The sequence below is a fragment of the Flavobacterium sp. CFBP9031 genome (assembly GCF_034044945.1).
Classification (GTDB): Bacteria; Bacteroidota; Bacteroidia; order Flavobacteriales; family Flavobacteriaceae; genus Flavobacterium.
Genome location: NZ_JAXCWF010000001.1, coordinates 628,813 through 641,482 on the forward strand (window position 1 = coordinate 628,813; position 12,670 = coordinate 641,482).

At 34.0% G+C, this 12,670-nt stretch carries 8 protein-coding genes and 2 tRNA genes; 5 read left to right on the forward strand and 5 right to left on the reverse strand.

Going from position 1 to position 12,670, the window contains the following annotated elements:
- Nucleotides 1-12: 12 nt before the first annotated feature.
- Both SOM12_RS02720 and SOM12_RS02725 read left to right on the forward strand, forming a co-directional pair.
- Complete coding sequence (locus SOM12_RS02720; protein ID WP_320492291.1) at nt 13-2,361, forward strand: choice-of-anchor L domain-containing protein; 2,349 nt, start codon at nt 13-15, stop codon at nt 2,359-2,361.
- A 164-nt stretch (nt 2,362-2,525) separates the two neighbouring features.
- Nucleotides 2,526-4,976, forward strand: a complete 2,451-nt coding sequence (locus tag SOM12_RS02725; protein ID WP_320492292.1) for a T9SS type B sorting domain-containing protein — start codon at nt 2,526-2,528, stop codon at nt 4,974-4,976.
- 127 nt (nt 4,977-5,103) lie between these two features.
- On the opposite strand, the gene typA is transcribed toward SOM12_RS02725, so the two are convergent.
- Entirely contained in the window at nt 5,104-6,900 is a 1,797-nt protein-coding gene (typA, locus tag SOM12_RS02730; protein ID WP_095931015.1) for a translational GTPase TypA, read from the reverse strand.
- A gap of 168 nt (nt 6,901-7,068) precedes the next feature.
- Between typA and SOM12_RS02735 the strand changes: the two genes are divergently transcribed.
- On the forward strand, nt 7,069-8,778 hold the full coding sequence (locus SOM12_RS02735; protein ID WP_320492293.1) for a PAS domain-containing sensor histidine kinase: 1,710 nt from the start codon (nt 7,069-7,071) through the stop codon (nt 8,776-8,778).
- Nucleotides 8,779-8,783: 5 nt separating this feature from the next.
- A complete protein-coding gene (locus SOM12_RS02740; protein WP_248727859.1) occupies nt 8,784-9,194 on the forward strand; it encodes a response regulator in 411 nt (136 codons plus the stop codon).
- A 228-nt stretch (nt 9,195-9,422) separates the two neighbouring features.
- Here the strand turns inward: SOM12_RS02740 and rpsT are convergent, their stop codons facing one another.
- The 4 genes from rpsT to proS form a co-directional block, all read right to left on the reverse strand.
- Complete coding sequence (gene rpsT / locus SOM12_RS02745; RefSeq protein ID WP_073417115.1) at nt 9,423-9,674, reverse strand: 30S ribosomal protein S20; 252 nt, start codon at nt 9,672-9,674, stop codon at nt 9,423-9,425.
- 153 nt (nt 9,675-9,827) lie between these two features.
- Nucleotides 9,828-9,899, reverse strand: a tRNA-Glu gene (locus tag SOM12_RS02750).
- A gap of 45 nt (nt 9,900-9,944) precedes the next feature.
- Nucleotides 9,945-10,016: transfer RNA gene (locus tag SOM12_RS02755), tRNA-Glu, on the reverse strand.
- Nucleotides 10,017-10,094: 78 nt separating this feature from the next.
- Nucleotides 10,095-11,573: a proline--tRNA ligase gene (gene proS / locus SOM12_RS02760; RefSeq protein WP_320492294.1), complete on the reverse strand. Its 1,479-nt coding sequence runs from the start codon at nt 11,571-11,573 to the stop codon at nt 10,095-10,097.
- Between the two features lie 102 nt (nt 11,574-11,675).
- Here proS and SOM12_RS02765 point away from each other — a divergent pair, with 102 nt between their 5' ends.
- Entirely contained in the window at nt 11,676-12,665 is a 990-nt protein-coding gene (locus SOM12_RS02765) for a hypothetical protein (RefSeq protein WP_320492295.1), read from the forward strand.
- The last annotated feature ends 5 nt before the right edge of the window (nt 12,666-12,670 follow it).

Below are 12,670 nucleotides of genomic sequence, written 5' to 3' on the forward strand. Positions count from 1 at the left end.
ATATTTGCTACTATGAGTCAACTAAGAACATTTCTAATTCTAATTTTGTGCTGTTTTTTCCATAAAATCAGTGGGCAGAATATTTCTGTAACTGATACAGCAACTCCAACAGATTTAATTCAAAATGTTTTAATAAATAGTTCTTGTATTGATGTAGAAAGTGTAACGGCATCAGGAAACCCGAATCTAAGTGGACAGAGTTACGGTTCCTTTACAGCTGGTGCCAATTTTCCTTTTTCAGGAGGAATTGTTTTGGCTACTTCGCCTAGCAAAAATGCAGAAGGACCGTTTTACAAACAAGATTCCAAAGGAGTAAGGATTTTAGGTTGGAATGGTGACGCAGATCTTAATGAAGCTTTAGGAATTACAAATAGCACGCAAGCAACACTTATAGAATTTGATTTTACAGCGCAGACCAATTCAATAAGCTTCAATTATATTTTTGCTTCGAATGAATATCAAACTAATTTTCCTTGCACTTATTCAGATGGATTTGCTTTCTTAATTAAAGAAGTCGGAAGTTCTGAAGAATATAAAAATCTTGCCGTTCTACCTAATTCAACTACGGCAGTGTCAGCTACAACGGTTCATCCTAAAATTGAAACCGTAAATGACAATTATGGACAGCCTTTAGAAGGATGTGAAGCTTTAAACGAAAACTACTTTAATGGTTATAATGCAAATGGAAGCCCCATCAATTATGCAGGGCAAACTATTGTAATGAATGCCTCTACAAGTGTAATTCCGAACAGAACATACCATCTAAAATTGGTCGTTGCCGATGATGCAACCAGACAATACAACTCTGCTGTTTTTATAGAAGCGGGCAGTTTTGTAACTAAAATAAATTTTGGAGAAAACAGAACTGTAGCCAATAACAATCCTGTTTGTTATGGCGAAACTTATGTTTTGAACACCAACTTGAGTGCTACAGGCTATACTTTTAAATGGTTTAAAAAAGATGCGTCTAACACTTATTCTGAACTTCCAGGTGTTACATCTCCTTCTTACAACGTAACATCATCGGGAACGTATAAAGTGGAGGCAACCTTGGGCAATACAACTTGTGTTTCTGTTGGAGAAATCACTGTTGAATTTGCTCCCGAAATCCCATCTACGGATACTTCTTTGCTTCAATGTGATGATGATACTGATGGTATTTCAATTTTTGATTTGACTAAAGCTGGCAATTTCATCAAAAACAATGATTCTCAAATTATTAATCAGGGATATTATGAAACTTTGGCAGATGCTCAAGCAAAAACAAATCCAATTTCAAATCCGGAACGATACACCAATAAAGGCGCAGATCAAATTATTTTTGCCCGAATTGAAAACACGTTTGGCTGTAGTAAAATAGCTGAAATTACACTAAACATCTCTAATTCTACTATTCCAGACCAATCTCCAGTAGAAACTTGCGATGGAGACAATATGCAAGACGGTTTGTATCAATTTGATTTAAATGCAGAAGTGACTCCTCAAATTTTAACAGGTTTACCTACAGGCTTGGCAATTAATTATTTTTTAACTGCTTCTGATGCCCTTACCGAAACCAATCTGCTGCCTAATATTTTCAAAAATACAACTCCAAACAGCCAGACGATTTATGCTCGTGTTGTAAATGGTCCAAGTTGTTACGATATTACTTCAATAGAATTAATTGTACACACATTTGATCCTCCTAATTTTGAAGATGAAACGCATTATTTATGTAAAGGAGATGAAATGACGCTAACCGTTGCAACTGGCTTTAGCAGTTATACATGGTCTAATGGAAGCAGTACAAATTCTACCTTAATTAATAGCGCTGGTGATTATTCGGTAACTGTAAAAGATGCGAATGGTTGCGAAAAAACTAAAAAATTTAAAATAATTTTATCTGAACCCGCTTTAATTACTGGAGCAGATGTAAAAGATTTTTCTGGAACTGACAATACTATTCAAGTTCAGTACACGGGTGTTGGAAATTATGAATTTTCTCTAGACGGAACTGTTTTTCAAGATAGCCCTACTTTCACACAAGTAAACCCAGGTATATATAATGTAAAGGCTCGGGACAAAAATGGCTGTGGTTTGTCGAATTCTTTTTTAGTATATGTTTTGGATTATCCGCGTTTCTTTACTCCAAATGGAGACGGATTCAATGATTTATGGGTTATTAAAAATATTGATCAAATGCCAGATTACACCATTTCTATTTTTGATCGTTACGGAAATCTGCTAAAACAAATGAATCAAAATGGAGCTGGCTGGAACGGAATTTTTAACGGGAGACAAATGCCTTCAGACGATTATTGGTTTACGCTCTTTTTTGCTAATGGAAAAAATGTCAAAGGACACTTTAGCCTGAAAAGGTAATATCTTAAATTCTTTCTTTTTTAACATCAATACCTATTTAGCTATTTAATTTAACATCCTTGAAAATAAATTCAACAAAAAACAAAAAACAGCCAACCAACAACAGTTCAGTATTTTAAGATTTCAATTACATTATTCTTACTTTTACATCTTACTTTATTAAGATGAATCGAGTTAAAATATTTCTGTTCCTTTTAATTATCTCCTTAAACCTTTACGGACAAAATGACTGTAAAGATGCTATTTTTGTTTGTGGCAATTCGGGTTTTCAAGGCATAAGTGCTACAGGTGCGGGTCAAATTGCGGAATATTCTCCTTCAGAAGGCAGCTGTTTTTCAGCTGAAAATAACAGCTTATGGCTAAAACTCTATATTAAAACATCTGGAACTTTAGGCTTTATACTAAGACCAGAGAACACTAGTTTAGATGTAGACTTTGATTTTCTCGTATTTGGGCCTACTGCAACATGTAATTCGTTAGGACAATCCATACGGTGCTCATCAACAAATCCCGCTTTGGCTAAACTCCAAAATAACACAACAGGAATGACGGGTCAAGATTATGACACTAGTGAAGGGCCTGGAGAAAAAGGAAATGGCTTTGTAAGTTGGCTTACAGTTACTGCAGGTCAAAGCTATTACATTGTTATTGACAGGTTTTCAGGAAACACTAATTTTTCAATACAATGGACAGGAACCGCAACTTTTGATGATCCTCCACGAATAAACGTTCAACCTTACTCAGATGTACTAGATTTAGAAAAAGTAGACTATAGTGGCGAAACTAATCCTTCTGTAAGTTTTGATCTAACAAAAAATACATCTATTATAGTAGATAATCAAACCGATATGGCTGTTACCTACCATACTACCTCTAATGATGCTATATTAAATTTAAATGCAATCCAAAATCCAGCAGATTTTAAAAATACTACAAGTCCGCAAACCCTTTATCCCCGAATAACCAACACTAAAACGGGCTGTTACAATTGGATCTCATTTAACATCAAAGTAAGCGATAAATTAAACTTCCCAAAAACAACTATAAATATATGCGACGATCAAGATTCTAATTCAACCGATGGAAAAGCTCAAATTAATTTAGACGACATAACCGCAAGTATTTTTGAGAATCAAAATCTACAGAATCTAACCCTAAAATATTATTTATCCAGAAATGATGCTGAAACAGAAACTAATCCGCTATCAGGTACATTTTCTAATAGCATACCTTTTCAGCAATCTATTTTTATAAAAGCTTCAAATAAAACCGCAAGTGTTGCAATACAAGAAATTAAAGTCTTTATAAATCCTCTTCCTGAGATAAAAAGTGCAATTTTAGTACAATGCGACACTGACCAAAACAGCAATGGTTTAGTTTTGTTTAATCTAAAAGAAGCAAATTCTGTTTTAACCAATAACAATCCAGATCTTGAAACTTTATTTTTTTTAAGCAACAACGATGCCTTAAACAATCTTAATGCACTTAATACGGAGTTTAAAAACACGAGTAATCCTCAACAACTATTCGCTCGTGTTACGAATGCAAAAACAAATTGCTTTAGCATAAGCAACTTAACTTTAAAAACAAATATAATTCCAGAATCAACCTTCGATATTGATCCAGTTTGTGACGATGATGGCATAGAAGATGGATTTCATTTATTGGACTTAACTAAATCCAACATCCCGATTACTGGTTCTCAAAACATAGCCTATTTCTCAACCGAAAATGATGCCTTGTTAGAACAGAATTCGATTTTAAATCCAACAGCTTATCAAAATGAAATACCTTATGATCAATTTATTTTTGCACGAATTGAAGAAGGAAATGACTGTTATGGAATCAGTAAAATAAAACTACATATTAATAAACTGCCAAACATTGAAACAAGTGCAGTTACGAATATTTGCGAAAACCTTCCGTTCTATAAAGCACATTTAGATGCTGGAATAATAGAACTTTCTACCATAAATAATTTTATTTATTCCTGGTTCAAAGATGGTGTAAAAGTACCTGATGCCACTTCTTATTCACTAGATGTTAATGAAAGCGGAACGTATACTGCCAATATAACAAACAGCAACAACTGTACAAAAACCAGAACAATAGAAGTTTCTGGATCTAATACCGCAAACATCGAGAGTATAGATGTCGTAGATCTAATAGATGGCTCTTCCAATAAAATAACAATAATTGTATCTGGAAAAGGCGATTACGAATATAGTTTAAACGCGCCATATGGACCTTTTCAAGACTCCAACACATTTGATAATCTCAGCGCTGGCATATATGAGGTATATGTAAACGACAAAAAAAATTGTGGCGTTGTGCATAAAACCGCGGCTGTTGTTGGGGCACCAAAATTTTTTACGCCAAACGATGACGGATACAATGATTACTGGAATATTGTAGGTTTAAATACTACCGAAAACAGAAATGCCACTATTTACATCTTTGATCGATATGGAAAACTTATAAAACAAATTCATCCTTTTGACTTAGGATGGGATGGAACTTTTGCCAACAATCCACTTCCATCTGATGATTATTGGTACACCTTAAAATTAGCAGATAATCGAGAAGCAAAAGGGCATTTTAGTTTAAAAAGATAATATTTAAAATTCCAACTTTTTTAAATTCCAAAATCCAAAAAAAATACAAATCCAAAAATTGCAAACAAAAAAAATCCCAAACTCCAGAATTGGAATTTGGGATTTTATATTGAAATTTAAAATATAATTAGATTTTAAATCTTTTTCTATCAGTTTCTGTCAAATAGATTTTTCTCAAACGAATAGATTTTGGTGTAACCTCTACATATTCATCTTTTTGAATGTACTCTAAAGCTTCTTCAAGAGAGAAAATAATCGGAGGAATAATTCTCGCTTTTTCATCAGCTCCAGACGAACGAACGTTAGATTGTTTTTTCTCTTTAGTTACGTTCACACACATATCATCGCTACGAGAGTTTTCACCAATTACTTGTCCTTCGTAAATTTCAGCATTTGGTTCAACGAAAAACTTACCACGATCTTGTAATTTATCGATAGAATAAGGAATCGCTTTTCCTTTTTCCATAGAAATTAATGACCCTTTGTTACGTCCAGAAATTTCTCCTTTGTAAGGCTCATATCCAATGAAACGGTGAGACATAATAGCTTCACCAGCTGTAGCAGTAAGTAATTGGTTACGTAATCCAATAATTCCACGTGATGGAATATTAAATTTGATGATCATACGTTCACCTTTAGTTTCCATACTTAACATTTCACCTTTACGAACTGTTACGAACTCAACCGCTCTACCTGAAAGATTTTCTGGCAAGTCGATTGTTAATTCTTCAATTGGCTCACATTTCACACCATCAACTTCTTTGATGATAACTTGTGGCTGACCAATTTGCAACTCATAACCTTCTCTTCTCATTGTTTCAATAAGAACAGATAAGTGAAGTACACCACGGCCAAAAACCATAAATTTATCAGCAGAATCAGTTTCACCTAACTTCATAGCTAAGTTTTTCTCTAATTCTTTTGTCAATCTTTCTCTAATATGACGAGAAGTTACAAATTTACCTTCTTTACCAAAGAAAGGTGAGTCATTGATCGTAAACAACATACTCATTGTAGGCTCATCAATAGCAATAGAAGCTAAACCTTCAGGATTTTCATGATCTGCAATAGTGTCACCAATTTCAAAACCTTCAACACCAACTACAGCACAAATATCACCTGCAATTACTTCTGCCACTTTTTTACGTCCAAGACCTTCAAAAGTGTGTAATTCTTTGATTCTCGATTTTGTTACAGAACCATCTCTTTTTACTAAAGATATTGGCATACCTTCTTTTAATACACCTCTTTCAAGACGACCGATAGCGATACGACCTGTAAATGCAGAGAAATCTAAAGATGTGATCAACATTTGTGGAGTTCCTTCAGAAACTTTAGGAGCTGGAACATTAGCAATTACCATATCTAGTAAAGGCTCGATGTTTTCTGTTTGGTTTTTCCAATCATCAGACATCCAGTTGTTTTTAGCAGAACCATAAACAGTTGGGAAATCCAATTGCTCTTCAGTAGCACCTAATTCAAACATCAAATCAAAAACTTTTTCGTGAACTTCTTCAGGAGTACAGTTTTCTTTGTCAACTTTATTAATAACAACACAAGGTTTCAAACCTAAGTCAATAGCTTTTTGTAATACAAAACGAGTTTGCGGCATAGGACCTTCAAAAGCATCCACTAGCAAACATACACCATCGGCCATGTTCAATACACGTTCTACTTCACCTCCAAAATCCGCGTGGCCAGGAGTGTCAATAATATTGATTTTTGTTCCTTTGTACTGAACAGAAACGTTTTTAGAAGTAATAGTAATACCTCTCTCACGCTCTAAATCGTTATTATCAAGAATTAAATCACCTGTATTTTCGTTGTCACGAAATAATTGACAGTGATACATAATTTTATCAACCAAAGTGGTTTTACCGTGATCGACGTGGGCAATAATTGCAATATTTCTAATAGATTCCATTTGTGATTTTTAATGGGCGCAAAGGTACACTTTATTTTTTAAAAAAAAATGTTTATACCATAGTTTGCGTATATACAATCAATTAGTTAATATAAATCCTAAAAATATCGGTTTCAAAATGACATTAACATACGTTTAGTTATAGTTAATTTAACTATATTTGAAGTGATGAAAAGTAAAACTCTCCAAATTACTCTTATTTATACCATCATCTCGATAATTATGGCGGTCCTATGTCATAAATTACTCATAACCTACTTTTCCTCATCAGAATATCTATATCTATCCTTAGTAAAAGACGTTATATTTATTCTAATTACAGTATTGGTTTTTAGCTTTATCCTTTCAAAAAACGAAAAAAGAAACATAACCATTTTTGAAAAGTTAAACAAAACCAACGAAGAAATAAAAGAATCTAATGAGAAATATGACATTGTAGCAAAAGCGACAAGCGATACTATTTGGGATTGGAAAATTCAAGAGGACAGTATTAATTGGAATAAAGGAATTGAAGGTGTTTTTGGTTATGACCCAAAAGAAGTAGGAAAAACTTCTAAATGGTGGTTTGACAAAATTCACCCAGAAGACAGTATCCGAATGTCAATAAAACTATATTCTTTTATAGAGCAAAAAACTGAAAAATGGCAAGATCAATACCGTTTTAGATGCGCAGACGGATCCTACAAATATGTTTTGGATAGAGGTTTTTTATTAAAAGATGAAAACGGAAGAGCCATCAGAATGATTGGAGCCATTCAAGATATTACAAAACAAAAGGAAGAAGAACAGCGATTAAAACTTTTAGAAACCGTAATTACACAATCTAAAGATTCTATTTTAATTACCGAAGCCAATTCTTCTGAAAGAAAAATACCAAAAATAGTATATGTAAATCCAGCATTTTCTCAAATGTCGGGTTATCAGTCAAATGAAATTATCGGAAAATCGCCGAACATTTTTAAAGGACCAAAATCGGATTCTGATGAATTAAAAAAACTTCTGAGAGCCATAAAAAATGAAGAGGAATGTTTAATCGAAACCATTACATACACTAAAAGCAAAGAAGAATATTGGGTACGCTTTTCTATGATTCCTATTTTTAATAACGAAGGCGTTATCTCGCATTGGATTTCGATACAAAGAGATATTACAGATGAGAAAAAACTAGAAACAGAAAAAGAACATCTTATTCGAGAATTAACACAAAACAATAAAGACTTAAAACAGTTTTCTTACATCACATCGCACAACCTTAGAGCTCCACTTTCTAACTTAATCGGACTATTAAATTTAATAGAAGATATTCCGATCGAAAATGAAGAGCTAGAAGAAATATTAGCTGGATTTACAAAATCGACTCATTTACTAAACGAAACCATCAATGATTTAGTAAAGGTTATTATTATAAAAGACAATCCTTCGATGCAAAAAGAGGAAGTGTCTCTAAAAGAAGTTTTTGAAAATGTATTCAGCCAGCTTTCATTTCAGATTGAATTACACAAACCTATAATTAAGCTTAAATTTGATAAAGTCCCTGAACTCATTACCAATAAAGCCTATATAGAAAGCATTCTATTAAATCTGCTTACTAATTCTATAAAATACAAATCGGAAAATAGAAAATTAAAAATATCAATAATAGCAGAACAAATAGAACAAAAAACAATCTTAACCTTTAAAGACAACGGAATCGGAATTGACTTAGAAAGAAATCGCGACAAAGTATTTGGGCTTTATCAAAGATTCCACAATTATCCCGACAGCAAAGGATTAGGATTATACCTTGTAAAATCGCAGGTAGAAACCATGGGAGGAACAATCTCTATCGAAAGCGAAGTCAATAAAGGAACCACATTTACAATAACATTTAAAAATTAATTATTATGCTTGAGCAGATTTTATGCATCGATGATGACCCTATCACACTGATGCTATGCAAAAAGGTAATTTCAAAATCTTCATTCTCACACGAAGTTATTACAGCTCAAAACGGCGAAGAAGCTCTTCATCATTTTAATGTTTTAAAATACACCAACGATCAAGCTAAGAAAAGACCAGAATTAATTTTTTTAGATTTAAATATGCCAATTATGGGAGGATGGGAATTTCTGGATCATTTCACTTCTTCAGATTACAAAGAATTTAATACCGTTCCAGTAATCGTATTATCTTCCACTATTGATCCCGAAGATCTTGCTAAAGCAAAAAAATATCCCATTATAATAGATTTCCTTTCCAAACCTATTACACAGCCAATGCTGGAATATCTTAAAAAGAAGATTGATTTAGAGTGAAAATTAAAATTCCAATATCTTAAATTCCAAATACCAAAGTCTTCGGTACAAAATCAAATTAAGGTTTATAAAACTCCAATATTTTAAATTTTAAATTCCAAATTCCAATTATTCATAAAGATTGGAATTTGGAATTTATTTTTTATTGGAATTTCATTTACATGCAATTTAAAACAAAAAAAAGTCCTCTGAGAAGAGGACTTTTATATATCTTACAAATTGTATTAATTACAATTTAGCAACGTGTTTCGTTAATTTAGACTTCAAGTTAGAAGCTTTATTATCGTGAATGATGTTCTTTTTAGCTAATTTATCAATCATAGAGATTACAGTTGATAATTTTGCAGTAGCATCAGCTTTATCAGTAGCTAATCTTAACGCTTTAATAGCATTACGAGTAGTTTTATGCTGGTATCTGTTAAGAACTCTTCTTTTTTCGTTACTTCTGATTCTTTTTAATGCTGACTTATGATTTGCCATTTTCTTTTAATTTTAGATGTAATAATTATTATAAATACTAGTTAAAAAAGAAAAACCTCCCACAACTGTAAAACAATCACTTTGGTTTTAACTAATAAAACAAAAACCGAGACACCAATTTTTGTTTTACAAAACTTATTTACAACTAATTTGTAGTCCGTAGGGGAATCGAACCCCTGTTACCAGGATGAAAACCTGGCGTCCTAACCCCTAGACGAACGGACCAATATTCTCCTAAGTTGGAAACTTTTCAATATGTAATATAACTTGTAGTCCGTGGGGGAATCGAACCCCCCTTACCAGGATGAAAACCTGGCGTCCTAACCGATAGACGAACGGACCGCGCTTCTGTATTGCGGATGCAAAGATACATCTATTTTTTATTTGCGCAATACCTAATGCAAAAAAAACTATATTTTTTTAATATGCCTTAGCAAAAAGCACTCTTTTAGACGAAGGTTTCCCAGTAAACACACAGCTTCCCGCTTCTTCTACAGCATCCAAAGGAATGCAACGAATCGTCGCTTTTGTCAATTCTTTTATCTTCTCTTCTGTCTCAGCAGTTCCATCCCAATGAGCAGATAAAAAGCCTCCTTTTCCTTCTAAAACTTCCTTAAATTCCTCAAAATTATTTACTTCCGTAATATGAGTATTACGGTAATCTAATGCTTTTGCAAATAAGTCCCTTTGAATCTGTTCTAAAAGATCATTTACGTGTTCCACGATTTTTTCGTTAGAAACAACTTCTTTTGTCAAATTATCACGTCTTGCCACCTCAAAAGTTCCGTTCTCTAAATCTTTTGGACCAACCGCAATTCTAACAGGCACTCCTTTAAGTTCCCATTCTGCAAATTTAAATCCTGGCTTTTGCGTTGTTCTATCGTCAAATTTGACAGTGATTTTCAATTTTCTCAATTTAGCAGTCAAATCCTTAACTGCCTCTGTAATTTGAGCCAATTGTTCATCTGTCTTATATATAGGAACAATTACTACTTGAATTGGAGCCAAATTAGGAGGCAATACCAATCCTTGATCGTCAGAATGCGTCATAATTAACGCCCCCATTAAACGAGTAGACACTCCCCAAGAAGTTCCCCAAACATGCTCTTGCTTTCCTTCAGCATTAGCAAACTTAACATCAAATGCTTTTGCAAAGTTCTGCCCTAAGAAGTGAGATGTTCCTGCTTGCAATGCTTTTCCGTCTTGCATTAATGCTTCAATACAATACGTTTCATCTGCTCCAGCAAAACGTTCTGTTTCAGTTTTAAAACCTTTTACAACCGGAATCGCCATGAAGTTTTCTGCAAAATCAGCATAAACATTCATCATTTTCTCTGATTCCTCAATTGCTTCATCTTTTGTAGCGTGAGCTGTATGCCCTTCCTGCCATAAAAACTCAGCAGTTCTTAGAAATAAACGCGTACGCATTTCCCATCGAACCACATTAGCCCATTGATTAATTAACAAAGGCAAATCTCTATAAGATTGCACCCATCCTTTATATGTAGACCAAATAATAGCTTCACTTGTAGGTCGAACAATAAGCTCCTCCTCTAATTTTGCATTTGGATCAACCATTAGTTTCCCAGGTCTATCCTCATCATTTTTCAACCTATAATGCGTTACAACAGCGCATTCTTTCGCAAATCCCTCAGCATTTTTCTCCTCTGCCTCAAACATGCTTTTCGGTACAAACAAAGGAAAATATGCGTTTTGATGTCCAGTTTCCTTGAACATACGATCCAACTCAGCTTGCATTTTTTCCCAAATAGCATATCCGTATGGTTTTATTACCATACATCCTCTAACTCCTGAATTTTCAGCTAGATCTGCTTTTACAACCAGTTCGTTATACCATTTCGAATAATCTTCTGATCTTGTAGTAAGGTTCTTACTCATATTATATTTTTTGGCACAAATTTTGTTTTATACAATTTTAACTAAATAGTTTGACAAAACTAACTAATTTTGTAATGTGCAACAATAAAAAACACCACAGATATGAAAACTTACCTTTCACTCCGCCAAAACTCTAATCATTTTTACTTAATCGGATTACTGAGTTTACTGCTTGCATCATGTGGTTCTTACCAAAATTCATCTTATTACGATAATGATGGAGTATATGGTGGTACATCAGTTAAATACGTACAAACAGGTACAAACAACCAATACAAAGAATATTTCAGATCGTTACAAGATGACAATCAGCCGACTGAGATATTTACAGACGTTGACAATTACACTAATTATTCAGACAGCACCCAAACTGCCTCTGTAGGTTATCCTGCATGGGGAAGCAGCAGTTCTGAAGTTTCTGTAAATGTCTACTCTAATCCATCATGGTCATTCGGAATTGGATGGGGCTACCCTTATTACGGCTACGGTTATGGATATGGATGGGGTTACCCTTATTACGGATGGGGCTACCCTGGCTGGGGATATCCAGGATGGGGCTATCCAAGTTGGGGATATCCATACTACGGCTACAATTACTCTTATAACTATGGAAGAAGAGGCTCTGCAGGCTATTATGGCGATAGAAACTATGCTTATAACAGAAATTACAGCACCAATAGAGGCTATAACACTAGCAGAAACTACACTACAAATAGAGGAAACTACACAACAAATAGAAATTATACCACAAACAGATCAAACGGATACACTGACTTTAGACGTTCTAATATGAATGGAAGAACAAGCAGTCCTACGTTTACAAACAGAAGATCTTACGACAACAGCTCAAACTACAACAATAGCAATTACAGCAACAGAAGATCTTATAATAATAGCGGAAATACCACAACAAATAGAACTTACGCACCTAGCAACAGCAGTGGCTCATCAAGAACCTATGCTCCTAGCAATAGTGGTTCATCAAGAAGCTACGCTCCTAGCAATAGCGGTGGAGGATCTAGATCATACAGCGGCGGTGGCGGCGGTGGCGGAATGAGATCTGGTGGCGGTGGCGGTGGAGGCAGAAGATAATTCTT

Excerpts from the sequence above, each read along its gene's own strand:
- SOM12_RS02740 (WP_248727859.1), top strand. The coding sequence starts at position 8,784 with ATGCTTGAGCAGATTTTATGCATCGATGATGACCCTATCACACTGATG.
- typA (WP_095931015.1), bottom strand. The coding sequence starts at position 6,900 with ATGGAATCTATTAGAAATATTGCAATTATTGCCCACGTCGATCACGGT.
- rpsT (WP_073417115.1), bottom strand. The coding sequence starts at position 9,674 with ATGGCAAATCATAAGTCAGCATTAAAAAGAATCAGAAGTAACGAAAAA.
- SOM12_RS02725 (WP_320492292.1), top strand. The coding sequence starts at position 2,526 with ATGAATCGAGTTAAAATATTTCTGTTCCTTTTAATTATCTCCTTAAAC.
- SOM12_RS02765 (WP_320492295.1), top strand. The coding sequence starts at position 11,676 with ATGAAAACTTACCTTTCACTCCGCCAAAACTCTAATCATTTTTACTTA.
- proS (WP_320492294.1), bottom strand. The coding sequence starts at position 11,573 with ATGAGTAAGAACCTTACTACAAGATCAGAAGATTATTCGAAATGGTAT.
- SOM12_RS02735 (WP_320492293.1), top strand. The coding sequence starts at position 7,069 with ATGAAAAGTAAAACTCTCCAAATTACTCTTATTTATACCATCATCTCG.
- SOM12_RS02720 (WP_320492291.1), top strand. The coding sequence starts at position 13 with ATGAGTCAACTAAGAACATTTCTAATTCTAATTTTGTGCTGTTTTTTC.